Annotated in this window: 12 protein-coding genes; 1 reads left to right on the top strand and 11 read right to left on the bottom strand. The window is 45.4% G+C overall.

Going from position 1 to position 22,082, the window contains the following annotated elements:
- Nucleotides 1-6: 6 nt before the first annotated feature.
- The 9 genes from gltB to M0N77_RS00455 all read right to left on the bottom strand — a co-directional run bounded on the left by gltB (nt 7) and on the right by M0N77_RS00455 (nt 14,116).
- Nucleotides 7-4,470: a glutamate synthase large subunit gene (gene gltB, locus M0N77_RS00495; RefSeq protein ID WP_353102533.1), complete on the bottom strand. Its 4,464-nt coding sequence runs from the start codon at nt 4,468-4,470 to the stop codon at nt 7-9.
- An 894-nt stretch (nt 4,471-5,364) separates the two neighbouring features.
- Nucleotides 5,365-6,474 carry a hypothetical protein gene (locus M0N77_RS00490; RefSeq protein ID WP_353102531.1) on the bottom strand — a complete coding sequence of 370 codons (1,110 nt, stop codon included), beginning with the start codon at nt 6,472-6,474 and terminating at the stop codon, nt 5,365-5,367.
- 46 nt (nt 6,475-6,520) lie between these two features.
- Nucleotides 6,521-7,666: a 3-dehydroquinate synthase gene (gene aroB / locus M0N77_RS00485; protein ID WP_353102529.1), complete on the bottom strand. Its 1,146-nt coding sequence runs from the start codon at nt 7,664-7,666 to the stop codon at nt 6,521-6,523.
- A 72-nt stretch (nt 7,667-7,738) separates the two neighbouring features.
- On the bottom strand, nt 7,739-8,311 hold the full coding sequence (gene aroK / locus M0N77_RS00480; RefSeq protein WP_353102527.1) for a shikimate kinase AroK: 573 nt from the start codon (nt 8,309-8,311) through the stop codon (nt 7,739-7,741).
- Between the two features lie 376 nt (nt 8,312-8,687).
- Complete coding sequence (locus M0N77_RS00475; RefSeq protein WP_353102525.1) at nt 8,688-11,072, bottom strand: type IV pilus secretin PilQ family protein; 2,385 nt, start codon at nt 11,070-11,072, stop codon at nt 8,688-8,690.
- A gap of 26 nt (nt 11,073-11,098) precedes the next feature.
- Nucleotides 11,099-11,629 carry a pilus assembly protein PilP gene (locus tag M0N77_RS00470; protein ID WP_353102523.1) on the bottom strand — a complete coding sequence of 177 codons (531 nt, stop codon included), beginning with the start codon at nt 11,627-11,629 and terminating at the stop codon, nt 11,099-11,101.
- Nucleotides 11,629-12,384 (bottom strand): type 4a pilus biogenesis protein PilO, encoded by a 756-nt coding sequence (locus M0N77_RS00465; RefSeq protein ID WP_353102521.1) that lies wholly within the window; start codon nt 12,382-12,384, stop codon nt 11,629-11,631. Before M0N77_RS00465 ends, M0N77_RS00470 begins: the two co-directional genes overlap by 1 nt.
- Nucleotides 12,381-13,061, bottom strand: a complete 681-nt coding sequence (locus M0N77_RS00460; RefSeq protein WP_353102519.1) for a PilN domain-containing protein — start codon at nt 13,059-13,061, stop codon at nt 12,381-12,383. The genes M0N77_RS00465 and M0N77_RS00460 overlap by 4 nt, the downstream gene beginning before the upstream one ends.
- The gene (locus M0N77_RS00455) at nt 13,061-14,116 is read right to left on the bottom strand and encodes a pilus assembly protein PilM (RefSeq protein WP_353102517.1); all 1,056 of its coding nucleotides are present in this window, start codon (nt 14,114-14,116) and stop codon (nt 13,061-13,063) included. Before M0N77_RS00455 ends, M0N77_RS00460 begins: the two co-directional genes overlap by 1 nt.
- 186 nt (nt 14,117-14,302) lie before the next feature.
- Between M0N77_RS00455 and M0N77_RS00450 the strand changes: the two genes are divergently transcribed.
- Entirely contained in the window at nt 14,303-16,999 is a 2,697-nt protein-coding gene (locus M0N77_RS00450; RefSeq protein ID WP_353105536.1) for a transglycosylase domain-containing protein, read from the top strand.
- Between the two features lie 109 nt (nt 17,000-17,108).
- Here the strand turns inward: M0N77_RS00450 and M0N77_RS00445 are convergent, their stop codons facing one another.
- Together M0N77_RS00445 and rpoC are read right to left on the bottom strand one after the other, a co-directional pair.
- Nucleotides 17,109-17,636 carry a DUF6586 family protein gene (locus M0N77_RS00445; protein WP_353102515.1) on the bottom strand — a complete coding sequence of 176 codons (528 nt, stop codon included), beginning with the start codon at nt 17,634-17,636 and terminating at the stop codon, nt 17,109-17,111.
- 189 nt (nt 17,637-17,825) lie between these two features.
- Nucleotides 17,826-22,046 (bottom strand): DNA-directed RNA polymerase subunit beta', encoded by a 4,221-nt coding sequence (gene rpoC / locus M0N77_RS00440; protein WP_353102513.1) that lies wholly within the window; start codon nt 22,044-22,046, stop codon nt 17,826-17,828.
- Between the last annotated feature and the right edge of the window lie 36 nt (nt 22,047-22,082).

Here is a 22,082-nt window from a genome sequence, read left to right as displayed (position 1 = left end):
ATAGCGCTACTGCGGATCTGCCATGGTAGTATTAAGTAAGTTAGCAATACTCGCCGCTTTGGGTTTAACCAAATAAAACTTGCGCACATAGTAATCAAAATCTGCCAAGATAGTCTTACCCCAAGCGCTACCTGTTTTGGCCACATGGCTCTCAACGACTTGCTGCAAGTAAATACGATGGGTCTCTGTCTGCTCGCTTGAGATACGATTGAGATCGATAAGCTCATGGTTACAGCGATCAAAGAAGTCGCCTTCCATGTCAAGGACATAAGCAAAACCGCCCGTCATACCCGCGCCAAAGTTTAGGCCCGTACGTCCCAGCACAGTAATGATACCGCCAGTCATGTACTCGCAGCAGTGATCGCCTGTCCCTTCCACGACCGCATGCACTCCCGAATTACGTACCCCAAAGCGCTCGCCTGCGGTGCCAGCGACGTATAGTTTACCGCCTGTAGCACCATATAGGCAGGTATTGCCAATGATAGCGGTATCCTTTGTGACAAAGTGCGAATCTTTTGGCGGATAAATGACAATCTCGCCGCCTGCCATGCCTTTACCGACATAATCGTTGGCATCGCCTTCAAGCTCTATGTGCAAGCCGCCCGCGTTCCATACGCCCAGACTCTGCCCAGCAGTACCCGTCAAATGCAGCTTGATAGGCATATCGCTCATGCCTAGATTGCCCCACTGCGCGGCAATCTCGCCGGAGATACGCGCGCCAATAGAGCGATCACAGTTGCCGACATAATAGCTATAATCTCCGCCTAAACCTTGACGAATCGTCAGCATCATATCGCTAATCATTTGCTCTGCGAGCAGTCCTTTATCGAATGGCTCGTTACGCTCGACCTGACAAGTCTGCGCTTTGCCGCTACTGGCAGGATGGCTAAATAGCAGCGGCGTCAGATCTAAATGGCGCTGCTTGTCGGTAGTGCCCTCGAGTATCTCCAGCAAATCGGTACGTCCGACTAGCTCCTCCATACTACGTACCCCGAGCAGCGCTAGCCATTCACGCGTTTCGGTGGCGACAAATTTGAAAAAGTTAATCAGCATCTCCGCCTCACCAATATAATGCTCATCGCGCAATTTGGCTTTTTGGGTAGCAACCCCTGTCGGGCAGTTATTTAAGTGACAGATACGTAAATACTTGCAGCCGACCGCAATCATCGGCGTGGTACCAAAACCGAAGCTCTCAGCGCCTAGGATAGCCGCCTTAACTACATCTAAACCCGTTTTGAGACCGCCATCGGTTTGGATACGCACTTTGTCGCGTAGTCCATTGACCCGTAGCGATTGATGAGTCTCTGCCAGTCCTAACTCCCAAGGCGAGCCGGCATGATGAATAGAAGACAATGGCGATGCGGCGGTACCGCCATCATAACCTGAGATGGTAATCAGATCGGCATAAGCCTTGGCAACGCCGGTAGCGATAGTACCGACGCCGGGGCGCGAGACTAGCTTTACTGACACTAGCGCATCAGGGTTGACTTGTTTGAGATCAAAAATCAGCTGCGCTAAATCCTCGATAGAATAGATATCATGATGCGGCGGCGGTGAGATCAAGGTCACCCCAGGCACTGAATAACGCAAACGCGCGATCAGCGCATTAACCTTACCCCCTGGCAGCTGACCACCTTCACCCGGCTTTGCGCCTTGTGCCACTTTGATCTGCATCACCTCAGCTGAGCGCAAATAGGCAGGCGTCACGCCAAAACGCCCAGAGGCCACTTGCTTAATCTTGGAGTTACGCAAAGTGCCATAGCGTACAGGATCCTCCCCGCCCTCACCTGAGTTTGAGCGTCCGCCGATAGTATTCATCGCCATCGCTATCGACTCATGCGCCTCAGGCGACAAGGCTCCTAAAGACATACCGGCTGAGTCAAAGCGCGATAGGATGTTTTTTACGTCCTCCACTTCATTGACATCGATAGGGTTATCGGTTTTGAGCGCCAACAGATCCCGTAAAGTCGCAATCGGGCGGCTATTCACTATATCAGCATAGCGCTGATAATTATCATAATCACCAGTACGCACCGCCGTATGCAAGCTGTTAATCACATCCGGGTTAAAGGCGTGGTACTCTTTGTTAAATACAAACTTGAGCAGCCCGCCCTGATCGAGTGGCGCGCGGCGCTTAAAGGCATTGGCGGCTAACTGCGCTTGATCGGCTGCTAAGTCCTCAAAAGTCGCGCCCTTAATACGGCTCTGCACCCCTTTAAAGCAAAGATTGACCACCTCTTCAGAGAGACCTACCGCTTCAAATAACTGCGCGCCGCGATAAGAGACTACCGTTGAGATACCCATCTTTGAGAGGATCTTTAGTAGGCCTTTATCTAGACCCTTACGAAAATTGACTCGCGCCTGAATCGGATCACCTAATAACTCACCTGTCGCGACCAAGTCGCCAATGACATCATAGGCCAAATACGGATAAACGCAGGTCGCGCCAAAGCCAATGAGCACCGCGACTTGATGAGAATCTCGCGCCAAACCCGTCTCAATAATTAAGTTGGCATCGGTACGAATACCCTCAGCAATCAGATAATGATGCACCGCACCGGTGACCATGATAGCGTTGGCTGGAATTTTATCAGCATCAATATTTTTATCCGATAATACGATCAGCGGATGACCACTACGAATGGCCGCTGCGACTTGCTCACAAATCGCTATAATCGCTTCGTCTAGCGACTGCTCACGCGCATAATTAAGGTCAATACGCGCCATTTTGAAGGCTGGATCGTCCAAGGCTTCGATCTGCTGCATTTTGCTTGCTGATAGTACTGGCGAGGATAAGATAATACGGTGCGCATCTTTAGCCGAAGGCGCAAAGATATTAGTCTGAGCACCCAAACAAGTCTGCAATGACATGACAATAGACTCGCGTAGCGGATCGATCGGCGGGTTAGTGACCTGCGCGAACTGCTGACGAAAAAAGTCCCCGACATGACGGATCTGCTGCGATAGCACCGCCATCGGCGTATCATCGCCCATAGAGCCGACAGGCTCTTGACCGTTTTCAGCGTTAGGGCGAATGATCTCTGTGCGCTCTTCATTGGTAATGTGATACATCTTTTGTAGCGCTTTTAGGCGCTCACCGCGATAAGCTGCGCTCGCTATTTGCTCCTCAATACGCTCATCATCACGGATACGCGTGGCCTGCTCACGTAGCCACTTACGATAGGGATGCGCTTTTTTGAGCAGCGTCGCTATGGTCTTAGTGTCCATGATCTGACCGGTCATGGTATCGATGACTAGCATCTGACCGGGGCCCACGCGGCCTTTAGCAATCACATCTTTTGGCGCATAATCCCAAACGCCAATCTCTGAGGCCACGGTGATATAACCGTTCTTGGTGGTGACCCAACGCGACGGACGTAGGCCATTACGATCGAGCATACACACGGCGTAACGACCATCTTGAATCACTAGGCCAGCGGGCCCATCCCACGCCTCCATGTGCTGCGAATAAAACTCATAAAAGGCGCGTAGATCCATATCCATGCTATCGACATTTTGCCAAGCAGGCGGCACCAGAATAGACATCGAATGAAACAGATTCATCCCGCCTGAGACTAGTACCTCAAGCATATTATCAAGGCTTGATGAGTCCGAGCCGGTGCTATTCACCAGCGGGGTAAGCTCATTCAAATTAGGCAATTTACCCGATTTAAGCTTCGGGGTACGCGCCTCAGACCAGTTACGGTTACCAGTGATAGTGTTGAGCTCGCCATTATGAGCCAAGTAGCGAAAGGGCTGCGCTAAAGGCCAGCGCGGCAGGGTATTGGTGGAGAAACGCTGATGGAAAACCACAATATGCGAGGCCAAACGCTCATCTTGCAAATCTAAAAAGAACGCCGGCAAGTCCGAGGGCATCACTAGCCCTTTATAGATAATAGTCTGACAATTTAACGAGCAGACATAAAACAGCTCATCATCTCTCAAGCGCTGCTCGGCTTTTTTGCGCGCCACAAACAGCTTACGATTAAAATCCTCTGCCGCAAGCTCATCAGCGGCGTTAACGAATACCTGTTTAAAGTCAGGTAAAGTCTCACGGCCGATATCACCGACGATACTAAGATCTAACGGCACCTCGCGCCAGCCAGCGACTTCTAAACCTTGAGCGCTAATCTCTTCGTTTAACACTTGCTGACTATAAGCCGCTTTATCACTATCTAAGCTAGTAAACACCATCCCAACGGCAAAATTCTCACTGATAGATAGCTTTTGTTCAGCAGCAATCGTTCTAAAAAAATCAGTCGGGGTAGCTAGCAATAAGCCGCAGCCATCACCCGTCTTGCCATCCGCTGCCACACCGCCGCGATGGGTCATACAGCTTAGACTATGAATGGCGGTTTTTACTAAGTCGTGACTGGCTTGTCCCTCAATGTGAGCAATCAAACCAAAACCGCAGTTATCGGAGAAATCATCTGGAGTCGCTAGATGAGTATGCGAGGAAATCATTGACATAATCTGTCCTTTTAGGTGAACGGGCGGCCTGTATTCAATGCAATATCAGTGCCAGTACGAAGCGCGTTACTACCGATAGAAAAGCTGGAGCTAATCAAAACGTAGCTAAAACGCGCTACTATTACTACCAAGCAGTTATCAAAGCGTGTTTATTGAACCTAAAGCTTAAAATCAGTGCCAAAACTAGTTTTAGAGCCGATTAAATAGCTAATTAAACAAACTAGACTAGACAAATTAACGCTTTTTAAATTATTATTAACCTTATATTCATTTATCCGGATTAATAGAACGCGTGATTTATTATCTGCTATTAGGAATTAACATCCTCTTTTATGACTATTTATCAATCTTTATCAGCATTAGCGCATCATAAATATGGTTGGTTACTAAAACCAATTAGCCAAACTTATCAAAAAACATCGGTAGGCCTTTTATTTTAGCGACAGCGTCAATTCAACGCGCGTCCTAAACGACACTTTATTCCCTTAATATTGATAAATTGAGAGCTAATAAATGTAATGCTACGACTGCTATGACAGCCTCGAATATCAAAAGCTAATAGTAATGCTTTGATATCTTTAGAGAAAAACCAATAAAAGCCGTCAAACTGTTGATTATAACTAGGCTAAAAACAGCGTTGCTTAAAAAAGATAAATTATAGCCAATACTGCAGCAAGCTATAACATAAGTTGCTATTTACGATAACTATACATAACTTGCTGTTATTTATAATAGTTAATGATAGATGAAAAATCTAGTCTTTTCTTTCGCTCAGTAAGTCAGCGTTTATAATAAATCGCTAGATTACTATTAAACAAAGAGCGCTCTACGCCTTTAATTTAAGCTGAACCATAAAGAAAAAGGGGCTAAATATTTAGTATTAGCCCCTTTTTATTAATTACTTTTATTTTCTATCAGCTCTTTTATGGCGTCATTATTAGCTTTGGGAGCAGCAGCTTTATTACTGCTATTATTGGAGGAGTTATTGGCACTGCTATTGTTATTAGCATTCGCAGCTGGCGCTTTAGCAGTGTTTGACGCTGGTGGCTTGGGAGCGGCTACCACTGGCGGCTTTTTGACTTCAGCCTCATTTTTGCGCGGAGTGTCTGTTTTTTGCGGTTTATTATCGTTCTCAGATTCAAATGAGCGCTCTTCATTGACAGACAAAGTGGCTGAGGTATCCTCTGATTGGCGGATGCTCTCTTCGCTATTGGCAGCTGAGCCATTACTATCATTGGCCATGTTGCGCTCAGCTCTGTCTTTGATAGCATCGGCAGAGATGTTTTCGCTATCGGTGGCGCTATTATCGACAGTCGGTGCTTTTTGGCGTACCGGTACTTCACGTTGGGTGCGCTGTAACCTGACTGAACGAGCACGCTGATTACCCAAATCTTTGATAGGTTCTGGGCGCTCATAATTATCGATAATACTGACATAGCGATTGATCTCTTCTGGCAATACCCGCACATCAGCTGGTAGGTTAAAGTCGATAAGTTTGGCTGCGCCAACCGCTTCTTGTGGACTACTCATAATGCCGTAAGTCAGCATGTAGCGTACTTGCTTGTTTTCATCTAGGTAGCGAAAGTAAGCAAATTTTTCGCGATCGTCTCGGCCTTCTAGATAGCTGACGATGACTTCATTTTCGGCCACATTCATCACTTGCACGGTCCATTTGCCTTTATTCGCTGATAAATAGCGCTTATCTTTAAACTCGTCAGGATAGCTGCGCAAATCACGCACCGTCGCTGCAAAATCTATCGGCTGTACGTCAGTATCAAGCTCATGCAAAGACTCAATAGATAATGGCTGCTTGAGCTCTTCTACGGTAGCTTGCGGCGCGGCAATCGGTGCATTCTCAATCTCTGTGCCTATAGCTGACGTCTGGCTAAACATCCAAACCAAAGCGGTCACTACCCCAAGCAGCAAAGCCATCATTAGCCATAAAAGCGCTTGACGGCGATAAGTGTTCTTTGGAGCAACGGTCGATGGATACGATTCTGCCATGAGTATTCCTTGGTAAAACAGGTTATAGAGATATTATAACGTTTTATTAATTATGTTGTGATAATACCTCTACTAACAAACGCTCATCAAAGTCATCAGTCAGTACCGCCTCACCCAAAGATTTGAGTAAAATAAGACGAATCTTACCGCCTTTAACTTTTTTATCATGACCCATCAAATTCAGCGCTGTGGCCGTTGCAATATTAGGAGGGATAGTAGGAAGATTGGCAAGGGTCAATAGACGCTTAACTCGATCGACCTCATCCTCAGTTATCCAGCCAAGCTTTTGTGACAATTGGGCGGCTTGTACCATGCCAGCTGCTACCGCTTCACCGTGTAGCCAATTACCATAGCCTTCATGAGTCTCAATGACATGACCAAAAGTATGACCAAAGTTCAATAATGCTCGTATTCCTGACTCTCTCTCATCTTGAGCGACCACTTTGGCTTTATAGTCGCAGCAGCGTTTTACCGCCGCGCCTAGTACTGCCAAGTCCAGCGCCATCATCGCCGGCAAATTGTGTTCAAGCCAAGTCAAAAACTCGCTGTCCATAATCAGCGCGTACTTAATGACCTCAGCGATACCGGCTGATAGCTCACGCGCTGGCAAAGTCTGCAAGGTAGTCATGTCTGCAAGTACCATTTGCGGCTGCCAAAACGCACCAATCATGTTTTTGCCTTGTGGGTGGTTAATACCGGTCTTACCGCCAACGCTTGAATCTACTTGTGCCAAAAGCGTGGTTGGTATTTGAATAAAATTCACCCCACGCATAAAGCTTGCCGCGGCAAAGCCAGTCATATCGCCAATGACCCCGCCACCAAGCGCCACTAAGGTGACATCGCGATTAAAATGCTGGGCCATTAACGCATCATAGATTTTATTAATGTGATCTTGGTTTTTATACTGCTCGCCATCGGGCAAAATACAAACCGCTACTTGAAAGTCAGTCGATAGCTGCTGTTGCAAAGGTTGTAGATATAAAGGCGCGACCGTATCATTAGTGACAATTAATACTTGCTGACCAGTAATATAAGGGTTAATACGCTCCGCTATAGTGCTAAATTTAGCAGCGCTTGATTGATCATTAGCTTGCTCAGTACCTTTTTTGTGATACTGTGCGGTAATAACAATAGGGTAATCATGGCTTTGGGTATGTACTATTAAACTATCATCGAGTAGTGGCTTTGCCATAGCGCGTTCCTGATTATAACCAGCTGTTTTAGTTTATATTAAATGCGGTACTTTTTAGCTATTCGCTGTCTGCTATTTATTATCTTCGGCAGCTGTCTCTACCGTTGTTTCAGTGCTAGCTGATAAAAACAGCTCAAGCTGCTGCATTAATTGATTGACCATATGGCGCGGGTAAGTGTGACCGGTTGGCAAGATAATATGCGCAACTTGCCGATACAGAGGGTCACGGATTTGATATAGATTTTGTAAAATTTGTCTAGGATTGGGCTGCTGTAATAGTGGGCGCGATTTATCCTTGGCGGTACGTGCCATTTGTACATCGACTGGGGCATTGAGATAAACCACTATCCCGCGCTCATGCAAAAACTCACGGTTATCGCTACGCAAAACTGCGCCACCACCCGTAGCTAGAACGATCTGCGGCTTTTGAGTAAGCTCATCGATGGCTTTATTTTCGCGCGCGCGAAAGCCTGCTTCACCTTCTTTGGCGAATATCCATGCAATATCAGCGCCGGTTTGCGACTCAATATACCAGTCGCTATCGACAAACTCACGTCCTAACTGCTTGGCAAGCAAACGGCCAATAGTAGTCTTTCCCGCACCCATCGGACCTACTATGAATACCGACGGTAATTCCTCCAACATAACAGTTACTCAGCTAAATCAACTATCATACAACGTCATCGATAATCTGGCTAGTAAGCAGGGATGATTATTAACAGTAAAAACTCTTACAGCTGATTTTAAAGTCCCCTGCTGCCTGTTATAACTATAGTCAGTTGAAAGTAAAACTGTTATCGATTTAAGGGCGCTACTGGTATAAATTTTGCTGGCGTGCTGCTTACATTCGAGCCTGCACAAAATTCATCCCAGTAGCGCTATGTCATTTTTAAAGTGTATCGACTATATAAGCTAGAATTATTTTGCACAAAAAAAGCAAGCGCTTAGGCCTGCTTTTCTCATATTTAAATAACTAGTACTAGACGGCTATTGCTAAAGGATTAAGCAAAAATACAAGTCTTTAATCTAAACGGCTGATACCATCATTGATAAGCTTTGGTGTCACAAATATTAGCAGCTCTTCCTTGTTATTGCTGCGTACATCGCGGCGGAAGGCACGACCAATATAAGGCAGATCTCCTAAGAATGGTACTTTATCTACACCGTTATTGGTACGGTTTCTAAACACCCCGCCTAACACGATAGTCTGTCCATCTTCAACGATGACATTGGTTGAGATCGAGTCTTCATTAATAGCAACATCACCATTGATAATAGTAGGAGTGCCGTTAGTAATAAGTAGCTGCAAGCCAATTTTGCCATCAGGGGTAATATTGGGAGTGGCTTCTAAACTGAGTGCCGCTTCTCTAAAGCTTGTGGAAGTTGCACCACTAGCCGCCGCTTCTTGATAAGGAATTTGCGTGCCGGATGAGACTTTGGCCGTTTGTTTGTCCGCAGTCAAGATCTTTGGCGTGGAGATAACTTCACCACGATTATCCGCTTGTAGCGCTGATAATTCCAGATCTAACATCACATCTGATAAGCTTAGCAGCCCAAAAGCAATGCTACCAGCGGCAGGGTTAGTCACTCCTAAGTCTACGTTCAAATTATCCGGTCTAGTGATATCATAGCTAGGATAAGAGACTGTCTGCCCATTGATAGTAGTGGTTTCAATATCAAAATCCTTTAGATCCGCTAGCGTTTGATTGCTACCGCCCACTAACAGATTACGGTTAGTAGCCGCGCCGCTAGATAAAATACCCCAGCGCACGCCAATCTCTTTACTAAAGCTATCAGTCGCACTGACAATACGTGCCTCAATCATCACTTGGCGTACTGGAATATCAATTTTGGCAATAAGCTCGCGGATATTTTCGATACTATCAGCGACATCTTTGATAATCAAAGTATTAGTACGCTCATCAATGGTTACCGTACCGCGATCAGACAATAAGGTATTATTATCTTGAAGATTACCGATATTGCTTGTGCTATTAAGTAGCCCGACATTGCTATTAGTAGGACCACTACCATCAGAGATAAGCTTCAACACGTCTTGTGCTTTGGCATAACTGAGGCGAATATATTCTGTCCGCAGCGGAGAAAAAGAGTCCACCGCTCTTTGAGCTTGTAGCTCTTCAGCTTCTTGCTGAGCCAGCTCAGTAGCAGGCGCCACTAAAATAACGTTACCGTTCTCACGCTTACCTAAGTTTTTACTTTTTAGAATGATATCTAAGGCTTGATCCCACGGCACATTGATCAGTCGCAACGTGATATTACCAGCGACTGAATCACTAGCAACTATGTTCATCTGGGTGAACTGCGCTAAGATATCCAGTACACTGCGAATCTCAACGTCTTGGAACTCCATAGATAGCGCTTCACCAGTATAGACCTTCTCTTCTAACGTAGGCTCGCGTAACAGCTCAGGCTTGGTGATGCCGATGTTTAATTGATTACCTGATTGATAAGCTTGATACTCGTAGTCGCCAGTCATATTGATAGTAATAGTACCGGTTTGACCTTGGTTTTTGGTATCGACACTAGCGACTAGGCCACTATTTATATTTAGACGACGTAGCAGATTTCTAGGCACAGTGCTGCCCGTTAGGCGGACTACCAGCTTACTACCCTGACGCTGCACGTCTACCGGCATCGCTTCGTTGGTCAAAGTAATACTGACATTACCACCGCCATCAGCGCCCGCGGCAAAGTTCAGCGCGCTTAGTCCATCATAGCTATACTGGCGGCTTACTTGCGAGGATGCAAGATTAGGATCTAGTAGTGGATTGACTCTAACTACCATAGTATCAGCAGGCACTTGAGCCTTTATTTTAGTTTGACGAGCGACTACTGGCGCTGTAGCTACACTATTAGTTTCAACAATAGGAGTCACGACAGCGGTGCTGACTGGAGTGGTCACAATAGCGGTATTATTATTTAGCACATCAGCGACGGGATCATTGGTAGTGATTGGCGCAGTAGCATCATTGATTGTTAGCAATAAATCATTGCCATCAATCGCGGTAGTGTAATTGCCGCTTTTTTTTAGTCCAACAATAAGGCGGGTGGTACTATCATTACTTAGCGTAGTAATATCATTGACCATACCGATATTGTAGGCATTGAATCTACTAGCCAAACCATTTTGGATTTGTTCGAAGTCCAAGACCAAACGACTGGGATTATCGAGCTGATAAGCGGTAGGCAAGCTTGGTGTTTCATTAAATCCTAAACGTAATTGCGTAGCTGCTGGCGACGTTTGAATCACCGACACATTGTTGATACGCGGCTCAGCATAAGCATTGCTCATTATAGCGAACATACTCAGAGCCAATGCAGGAGCGGCGAAAGTAGAGGAAACACGACTACTAATCGTCATTGCCTTGTTTTTACGTACAGTCATTACTTATTCCTCAAAAATCTACCATCTTAATTTATAGGAGAGACCAGCGACTGCGGTCTTTCGATAAACCCTGCGCGGCTGTCGGGTACAATTTCAATTAGATTAATCTGTGTTGGCGTAATCTCTACAATGCGCCCATCATTAAGGCCAAGATAATTTCCTACTGTAACGCTAGCTACCGAGCCATCTGGACGCTGTACTAAAGCGTACTGCTGACCTTCAGGTGAGATGACCATACCGCGAAAAGTCAGCTGAGCAATCTCATACTGCTCTAACGGCTCCTTTATACGATTGATATCAGGTCGTACGCCATCAATAGCAGTAGTTGGTCCTTGTACATTGACTAAACTTGGCGGCAAAAACGGGCTGCGTAAACTACTGGCACTGTAGACAAAATCCTCCACCAATAAAGCCTTGGGCGGTGGTTCAATAGGCTGGGCAGTTGATGCGCGTATATCAGCCATTGCCTGCTCAGCCATACCAATCCTATCAGTACAGCCGTTAAGTATAAAAGCTGTCATCGCTAGTAGGATAATATTTGATAGCGGTTTAATCATCAGTTACCTCCAGCACTAGCGTCAGTAGGTACCGGCGCATCAGTAGCAGCCTCTTCCCCCTCGAGCGCTGGCTCTTTTGAGCGATAGGTCTTGGTTTGTAATACCAAATTTAGCTCTGGTATAGCCTCTAAAGTGGGCTGCGGATTACTCACCTCAAAATCATGCATAGTAATGATACGTGGTAGCGCCGCTAAACCACTGATAAAGCTACCAAATTGATGGTACTCTCCTAAAGCAGCAATACGAATAGGCTGCTCGATAAAGAACTCATTTTCGATTTCAGGCTCAACGGAGATATCTTGAAAGCGAATATTGCTTCCAACTCCAGTCATATTGATACCCTCTACTAGCTCAGACACTCGCGTCTCTTTGGGTAGCTGATCGAGTAAGGTATTAAATTCAGTGTCCATTTGTTCAACTTGAGCTTTATAAGTCTCTAAGTGCCGCGCTCGAGACTCTTTTTCGCGATAGCTATCGAGTAAGGTTTGCTGCTCACTCTCGCTTGCTCTAATCTCATCAATTTTACTACTTATAGGCAAAGCCCAAGAAAGAGCAGCAATAAAACTGACTACTAATAATAATACGGTGATTTTGACAGGAACCGGCCAATTACCTGAATTATCAGTATCTAACGACTCAAAACTGCGTCGAAACTCATTAAAATCAAAAGACTTTTTTGGGCGTTGCCGTCTATCTTGCTTTTTAATAAAGCTTTTTTTAGTTTTAATTAGGCTTTTTTTGCGCATAGGTTTCATAAAGCGCCTCCAGAGCCGTTGGTACTCGCGACAATATCTGCTGACTCTACAGGCTCAGGCAATGCTGATTGCACTTGCGTAGTAATTACAAACTGTACATAGCTGTCTTCAGGATATATAGGGCGCGGCTGTTCACTATTAGTAGTGTTGGTGGTTGCAGCGCCAAGCTCAGGAGCAGTCTCATAAGCGCTGATGTTTTGTTGAATATTACGCACCGCAGAATTCCCCATCCATGGGCTACTATCTAAGTTACGAATCAGGCTTGAGACGACATTCGGGTTATCTGCCAGCCCAGTAAAGGTCAGCAAATCACCTTCGCGTTTTAGATTGTTAAGGTAAAGAGCAGTAGGAATGGCTTTGGCAATATCATCCCATAAACGCACTGGTATCGGACGACGTCCTTGCAAATCTTGAATGACCTGCATGCGCGAGATAATCTCTTCTCGGCGCTGCTCAAGCGTATCAATCTCTACCAGTACTGCATCTAGTCGACTGTTTTCTTGCGTAATACGATCGTTGGCATCACGTTGCTCTTCTAGCTCATTGTTAAAATAGCTCCAAGTAGCAAAAGCTGCCAACAGTGCTAGCAAAGTTACCGCAATGACTAACGTTAAAAATTCTTTGTTGCGACGCGCGCGTTCTTCAGCACGCCAGGGTAATAAGTTAATGCGAGGCATCAGTTAAAACTCCTAAGCGCCAGCCCGCAAGCGGCCATTAAACTCGGGGCATCAATAGCTAACTGCTCACTATCAATATAGGGGCTGATAGTCATATTGATAAATGGATTGGCAACCGTAACTCCGATACTCAGTTTTTGTTGTATCATGCCAGCAAGTCCGGGTATGGAGCTACTACCGCCAGCTAGCACGATATGATCAATACGACTATGCTGGCTTGAGGAGAAGTAAAACTGTAAAGAGCGGGTAATCTGCTGAACCATATTTTCCATAAAAGGGGTCAACACTTCAGGATAATAATCCTCAGGTAACATACGCTCATGCTTGTTTGCCGTAGCTTCCTCAAAAGATAAGCCATAACGATCTTGAATAGCTTCGGTCAACTGTAAGCCGCCAAACAATTGCTCTCTGCTATAGATAAAATTATGACCTTTGGCGATATATAAAGTAGTCTGATTGTGTCCAATATCGACTAGAGCGATTAATTCTGGCATGTTTGGTAGATCGTCTACCATCAATTTAAAGGCACGCTCTATGGCATGTGATTCAATATCCATGACCTTGGTCTTAAGACCGCCAAAAGCTAGGGCATCGACACGCTGATCGACTTTCTCAGAACGCGAGGCTGCCAATAATACCTGCACCATAGTATCATCCACTATCGAGGGGCCGAGCACCTCAAAATCGAGATTAACCTCATCTAAAGGGTATGGAATATACTGATCGGCATCAAGGCGGATTTGCGCTTCACGTTCAGCATCGTTCAAACCTGCATCCATGTCGATGATTTTGGTAATAACCGATGACCCTGAAACCGCGGTAACCGCCTCACTGCTAGTCACTCGATTACGACGCACTAAGCTAGAGATGGCATCACCTACGGCTTCTGTATCGACAATAAGTTTGTCGACAACTATGCCTGGAGTTAATCTCTCAATGCCATAAGACTTGAGATGAAATACTCCTTGTTGCCGACTAATGTCAACCAGTTTGACTGAGGTTGCACAAATGTCAACTCCAATCAAACCTTGATGCTTAGAAGAAAGTAGCTTCACAAACTCTACACCTTATATAGAACGTACGTTACGACGGTTTTTTAATATTGGAATACAATACGTTACTTAATAGACATATTCAAGCATTTAAAAAGATTTATCAGATACTTACACATTTAATGTGACCGCTACTTTGGGTTCAAGGTATAATGACTGGTGTTAAAACTCCTAATTGATAAGCCTATTATGACCAAAAAAAACGCCACTGTCCGTCTCGTTCATTACTTGGTGGGGCTTTTTATTGCCTTTTTAGCACTAATTGTAGTCTTAGCACTTGCAGTACCGATCGGGTTTTATGGCATGGCAATGTATCTATCGCCTACTTTGCCTAGTATTCAAGAGATAAAAAAAGCAAATCTTGAGATGCCATTACAGATCTATAGCCGCGATGACAAACTCATTGGTCAGTATGGTAATCGCTTATCTTTACCCGTAGCTTATGAAGAGATTCCTAAAAGCTTAACCAATGCATTTTTGGCCGCTGAGGACTCTTCTTTTTTTCAGCATAGCGGCATTAGTATTAAAGGTTTAGGCCGAGCAGTCACTGAGGTGGTGACCGATGATGAGGGTCAAACCGGTGGCTCAACTATTACCATGCAAGTTGCCAAAAATTACTTTTTGAGCCCTGAGCGCACCTTAAATCGAAAATTAACTGAATTGTTCGTCGCCCGTAAGATGGAAGATGAGCTCAGTAAAGATGAGATTTTGACTTTATATGTTAATAAGATATATTTGGGGGAAGGCGCTTATGGTATCCGCGCCGCCGCCAAAAAATACTATAGTAAGTCGCTTGATAGTTTAACTATCGCTGAGATGGCGATGTTAGCGGGCCTACCAAAAGCACCTTCAAAATATAACCCAGTGGCCAATCCTAGTCGAGCACTGACCCGCCGTAATTGGATTATTGGCCGCATGCACGAGCTTGGCTACATTGATCAAGCTGAGCATGATGAAGCTATAAACTCTCCTATCGGCTTGAATTTATATCAAGAAAAACTCGATGTTAATATGCCTTATTTGGCAGAGATGACCCGTTATGCCTTGGTCAATCGTTACGGTGAACAAGTGGTTAATGGCGGCTGGCGAGTGCGTTTAACTGTTGATAGTCAAGCGCAGCAAGATGCTGAGGCGGCGGTGTTAAAAGGTCTTATTGCCTATGATCATCGCCACGGTTGGCGCGGTGCTGAGGCTAATGATAAACCGCTTGAGGACTTTCGCCGTTATGGCAGCCTCTATCCTGCCAAAGTCACTAGTATAAAATCGCGTAGCTTTGACGCGCTTATGCAATCGGGCGAGACTGTCACCGTAGATTGGTCGGGTATGAGCTGGGCCAAAAAGTTTATCTCCGCTGATCGTTTTGGTAATTTGCCTAGTAACGCCTCTCAAGTTGTCAAAGATAAAGATATTGTACGCCTGATAAAGACAGAAAGTGGTAGTTGGCAATTGGCTCAAATCCCTGATGTCCAAGGCAGTTTGGTGTCATTAAATCCGGATACTGGTGCTCTTAATGCTTTAGTCGGCGGCTTTGACTTTAACTATAGTAAGTTTAATCGCGCGCTACAAGGTTGGCGGCAACCGGGTTCTACTATAAAGCCGCTTATTTATACCAGCGCTCTTGAAAAAGGCTATAGCCCCGATAGTATAGTCTCTGACCGTCCCATTCAGGTCGGCGATTGGCAACCTAAGAATTCTGACTCACGCTTTTTAGGAGATATTACTTTACGCCGCGGGCTTTATTTGTCTCGTAACTTAGTATCTATTCGCTTATTACAGGCAGTAGGTATATCTGATACGCGTGATTTATTGGATCAATTCGGTTTGGATAAAGAAAAACTGCCCACTACCCTCTCACTAGCCTTAGGCGCTGGTCAAGCAACACCTCTACAAATGGCAACCGCCTACGCCACCTTTGCAAACGGTGGTCATCGCATTCAGCCTTACTTTATTGAGCAGATTTATAATTATCAAAACGAGTTATTGTTTCAGGCCAATCCGCAGCAAGCTTGTGCACTTTGTTTCAACGAGCAGCTAGAAGAGCGTAATAAGCAGCTTATTGAAGAGGCAGAGCAAAAAGCGAATAAGACAGATAGTACTGATAAAGTTGCAGCTAATGATAATGTCAATAATGATAATCAAAATGACAGCAGCGAAGCGGACGAGCAAGCCACTATTGAAACCAGCGCTAATGATGAAGATCTGGCGAATAATGAATTAATCAATACCAAAATCTATGATGCGAGTCCATTATCAGATCGCTTGCAAGCACCTGTGGTTCAGTATGTCACCGCCACCCAAGCGCCGCGTATCTTAAAACCAAGAGTGGCTTATGATATGGCAGATATTTTGCGAGATGTAGTGCAGCGCGGTACTGCTGTGCGAGCCAAAGCGCTGGGTCGTAATGATATTGGCGGAAAAACAGGAACCACAAATGAAGCTAAGGATGCTTGGTTTGCCGGTTTTCATCCGACCAACGCTACCGTAGTATGGATGGGTTTTGATCAACCATCGACTCTGGGTCGTCGTGAGTATGGCGGCGTTGCTGCCCTTCCCGTTTGGATGGACTTTATGAAAGCGCAGTTAGAAGATACTCCTGTTCAATGGGTGTCGCTCAATAATAAGTCCAAGTCTAAGAAGCAAAAGCAGCAGATTATTGAGATGAAAGATGGCGGTATCATTACCGGCGATGTTGATGAAGAAGAAGACACTAGCGCTACTAAGCCGGTTAAACCTATACCTCAGCAGCGTAAGCCTCCAGAACCAATAGAAGAGGAGTCAAAACCTGAAGCACAGTCTACGGGCTCTAGCAGTAGCAATAGTGGTGGCGCTACTACAAGACCATTAACCCCAACGCCTACAGAGCGTATGCCAGCCATGCCCGAATAGCAGCGGCTAGCTCCTCTAAACTATGGCTAAAACAAAAAAGGGTACTCATCGCTGAGTACCCTTTTTTATATTGTAAAGCTTATGCGGCTAAGCTAAGATGATACTTTCATTAAAACTCAACCATACCGCCACGTAGCTGCTCAATCAAAGCTAGTAACTGACTGCGCCATTCTCGAATAGTAGCTTCATCAGGTAACCACTGATTTGACAGCGTTACCACATTAACAATAAGATCTTTGGGCCTAGACTCAAGCGCTTGATGATCATCACTATTTGGTTTATCAGCTATTAGCGCATAAAGACAGCGCTGATAAGCGTGCTCAATATCAGCCAAAAAACCTTGCTGTTGTAGCTGCTGTAATTGCATAACCTCAGGAGAGACTTGAGTACGTAAGCTCAAAGCTTGCTCTATCTGCTCTAAGGTAGGAGCGGCCAGCTCTAAGTCATAAAACTGAGATAGCTCTTGCATGAAAGCCAAAAAACTCCCGTATAAGTGAAAAATAGCGGTTTCACAATGTGCTTGATAAAGCTGCTTGTCATGACTGCTATCAGCGGCTTGGCAAGCTAGACGACAAAAATAAAGCTTTTGATTGGTACGATCGGCATGATACTTGGCAACGCGGGTTTTACCTGCCATGGGTAAGTTATCCTTTTATTAAATATAAATATTTGTAATGTGATCTTAAGTGTACTATTTTTTAGTAGTAATAATGAGTCGTTTTCTTTATTTATCATAAACCACTAAGTTATTAAAAAACCTACAACCACAAAAAAGCCAGCACTAAGGCTGGCTTTTTCACTATGAAATAACAATCAATTAAGACGATTAATTATCTTGATTAAGCTCTTGCGCAAAAGCTTCATCAAAGCTAGTAAAGTCTTTGCTATCGCTGCTAGCGGTACCCATATCAAAGGCTGCATTGAGATCTTTATCCTGCAGCTTTTGCTCAGCCTTATCTTTACGCGCTTTATGATAAGCCAAGCCTGTACCAGCAGGGATCAAACGACCTACCACGACGTTTTCTTTGAGGCCGCGAAGCTCATCAACTTTACCAGTAACAGCAGCCGCCGTTAACACACGCGTAGTTTCCTGGAACGAAGCGGCTGAGATAAAGCTTTCAGTAGCAAGGCTCGCTTTAGTAATACCCAGCAATTGACGCTCATACTGGACTGGGAATTTATCTTCTGCCACTAGCTTCGCATTTAATGCTTTGACATCGGCATATTCGACTTGATCGCCTTTGAAGTGACCAGAATCACCACCGTCAGTGACCTCAACTTTACGCAGCATCTGACGAATGATGACCTCGATGTGCTTGTCATTGATCTTCACGCCTTGCAAGCGATAAACGTCCTGCACTTCGTTAACGATATAATCAGCAAGTGCCGTTTGACCTTTCAAACGCAAGATATCATGCGGGTTTTGTGGACCATCAGCGATAATCTCACCGCGCGCTACCGTCTCGTTTTCAAAGACGTTGATTTGACGCCATTTTGGGATCAGCTCTTCATGCACTTCGCCATCTTCATTGGTAATGATAAAGCGGTTTTTGCCCTTAGTCTCTTTACCAAAGCTAACCACACCCGTCATCTCAGCCATGATAGCGTGATCTTTCGGGCGACGTGCTTCAAATAGATCAGCGACTCGTGGTAGACCACCGGTAATATCTTTGGTACCAGAAGACGCTTGTGGCACACGGCCTAAGATCGAACCTGCAGCTACTTTTTCGCCATCACTAACGCGAATGATGGTTTCAGCAGGTAAGAAGTAAACCACTTCTTTACCGGCATCGGTATTCAAGATAATTGCCGGACGTAAGTCTTTGGCGTTACTTGAACGATCACGCGTGGCTAGAATCTCAAACGAGCTCATACCGGTCGCATCATCAACTTTTACCGTCGCGGTCATACCATCAGTGATATCGCTAAAGCGCGCGGTACCAGCGAATTCAGTGATAATAGGATGCGTATGCGGATCCCATTTAGCGATAGTCTGGCCACCTTCAACTTTGTCGCCATTCTTCACCAGTACACTTGAACCATAAGGCACTTTATAACGCTCACGCTCACGGCCTAACTCATCGGTTAAGGCGATTTCAGCAGAACGAGAAACAATAACTAAGTGACCATCGGTATGCTCAACAGTTTTCATATTCTCAAAATGCGCTTGACCAGCGTTACGTACCGAGATGCTGTTATCCACTGACGCGGAACTCGCCGCCCCGCCCACGTGGAAAGTACGCATCGTCAACTGAGTACCTGGCTCACCGATAGACTGCGCGGCCATAACCCCAACAGACTCACCGATATTGACTTTATGACCACGAGCCAAGTCACGACCGTAACACTGTGAACAAACACCGTGCTCGATATCACAAGTGATGACTGAGCGTACCCAAATATCATCGATAGCGTTTTCGTCTAAAATATTGACCCATTGCTCATCAATCAGCGTACCTGCCGGGATCAATACCTTGTCAGCATCATCGTTATAAGTCACATCACGAGCGGTGACGCGGCCTAGTACTAGTTCGCCCAATTTCTCAATGATCTCGCCACCTTGAATGTGCGGCGTCATCAAGAGGCCTTGCTCAGTACCACAATCTTCGCTAGTGATAACCAAATCTTGTGCCACATCGACAAGGCGACGAGTCAGATAACCCGAGTTAGCGGTTTTTAGTGCGGTATCGGCAAGACCTTTACGCGCGCCGTGAGTTGAGATGAAGTACTGTAGTACCGTCAAACCTTCACGGAAGTTGGCTTTAATCGGCGTCTCAATGATTGAACCATCCGGCTTAGCCATTAGACCACGCATACCAGCAAGCTGACGAATCTGCGCGGCGCTACCACGAGCACCAGAATCTGACATGATAAAGATTGAGTTGAAAGATTTTTGCTCTTCTTCCTCACCTTTTGCATTGATAACTTTATCAGTAGCTAAGTTATCCATCATCGCTTTGGCGACTTTATCATTGGTACGTGACCAGATATCGACAACTTTGTTATAGCGCTCACCCGCAGTGACAAAACCCTGCTCAAACTGATCTTCGATCTCGCGAACTTCAGCATCAGCGGTTTCGATGATTTGCTTTTTGCTTGGTGGAATAACCATATCGTCTAGACCGATGGATACCCCAGACAAGGTCGCTTGCGCAAAACCTAAATACATAAGCTGATCGGCGAACATAACGCTGTCTTTGACGCCCATCTTACGATAGCAAGAGTTGATCAAGCGCGAGATGTTTTTCTTAGTCATCTCTTGGTTACACTCATCAAACGCCATACCTTTTGGCATGATGTTCCAGATAAGTAGACGACCAGCAACCGTGTCTTTTAGACTAGTCGATTCAGTCTGATTACCCTCTTCATCAATTTGCGTCTCAGTCACACGCACTTTAATCATAGCGTTGACATGCAAATCATTAGAGCCGATCGCGCGCAACGCTTCATTAACGGTGGCAAAAATCATGCCCTCGCCTTTAGCATTAATAGACGAGCGGCTGATGTAATACAGACCCAAGACCACATCTTGTGACGGTACGATAATTGGATCACCGTTAGCAGGTGACAAGATGTTGTTGGTTGACATCATCAAGGCACGTGATTCAAGCTGAGCTTCTAGGGTCAATGGCACGTGCACGGCCATCTGATCGCCATCAAAGTCCGCGTTAAATGCAGTGCAAACTAGCGGATGCAACTGAATCGCTTTACCTTCGATCAATACTGGCTCAAACGCTTGCAGACCTAATCTATGCAAAGTTGGCGCACGGTTCAAGAGCACTGGATGCTCGCGAATAACCATCGCTAGCATATCCCACACTTGCGGCTCTTCACGCTCGACCATCTTTTTGGCCGCTTTGATAGTCGTTGCCATACCATGCGATAACAGCTTGGCATAAGTAAACGGCTTAAATAGCTCAAGTGCCATTTTCTTTGGTAGACCACACTGATGCAAACGTAGCGTTGGACCTACCACGATAACCGAACGACCTGAATAGTCGACACGCTTACCTAGTAAGTTCTGACGGAAACGACCTTGCTTACCTTTGATCATATCCGCCAAAGACTTTAGCGGACGCTTGTTACTACCAGTGATAGCACGGCCGCGACGACCATTATCTAGTAGCGCATCGACGGACTCTTGCAGCATACGTTTTTCGTTACGCACGATAATATCAGGCGCACTCAATTCTAATAAACGCTTGAGACGGTTATTACGGTTGATAACGCGGCGATACAAATCGTTTAGATCTGAGGTTGCAAAACGGCCGCCTTCTAGCGGTACTAGCGGACGTAGATCTGGTGGTAGTACTGGCAAGATATTCATTACCATCCACTCAGGCTTATTATTAGAATCACGGAAAGCTTCTAATAATTTTAGGCGCTTAGACATTTTTTTGAGCTTAGTCTCAGAGCCAGTTTGCGGGATCGCTTCACGTAGCTCATCAATCTCAATATCAAGATCAATGTCTTTGAGCAAGTCTTGTACCGCTTCTGCACCCATCTTGGCAACGAACTCATCACCGAACTCTTCAAGCGCGCGGTAGTAGTCTTCGTCATCAAGCAACTGATACTTCTCAAGACTAGTTAGACCCGGTTCAGTAACAATATAGCTCTCAAAATAAAGCACACGCTCGATGTCACGTAGCGTCATGTCTAGCAAAAGACCGATACGGCTTGGCAATGATTTTAAAAACCAAATATGCGCCACAGGACTGGCAAGATCAATATGACCCATACGATCACGGCGAACTTTGGCAGTTGTGACTTCAACGCCGCACTTCTCACAAATCACGCCTTGGAACTTACGGCGCTTATACTTACCGCACAAGCATTCAAAGTCTTTTACGGGGCCAAAGATTTTGGCACAGAATAGACCGTCACGTTCAGGCTTAAAGGTGCGATAGTTAATGGTTTCTGGTTTTTTGACTTCGCCATGTGACCATGATTTGATCACATCAGGCGAAGCTAAAGTAATTTGAATACTATCAAACTCACGATTACCGCTTGCGGTAGGGCTTTGCATGATATCGAGTAAATCTTTCAAGTTGCTTCTCCGTTATCTTTATAATCCTCTAAGCTG

Origin of the sequence: Psychrobacter sp. AH5, assembly GCF_040371085.1 — a bacterium.
In the GTDB taxonomy this organism is placed as follows: Bacteria; Pseudomonadota; Gammaproteobacteria; order Pseudomonadales; family Moraxellaceae; genus Psychrobacter.
Note: the sequence above shows the minus strand (reverse complement) of the source record. Positions and strands in the feature narration are given on the sequence as shown.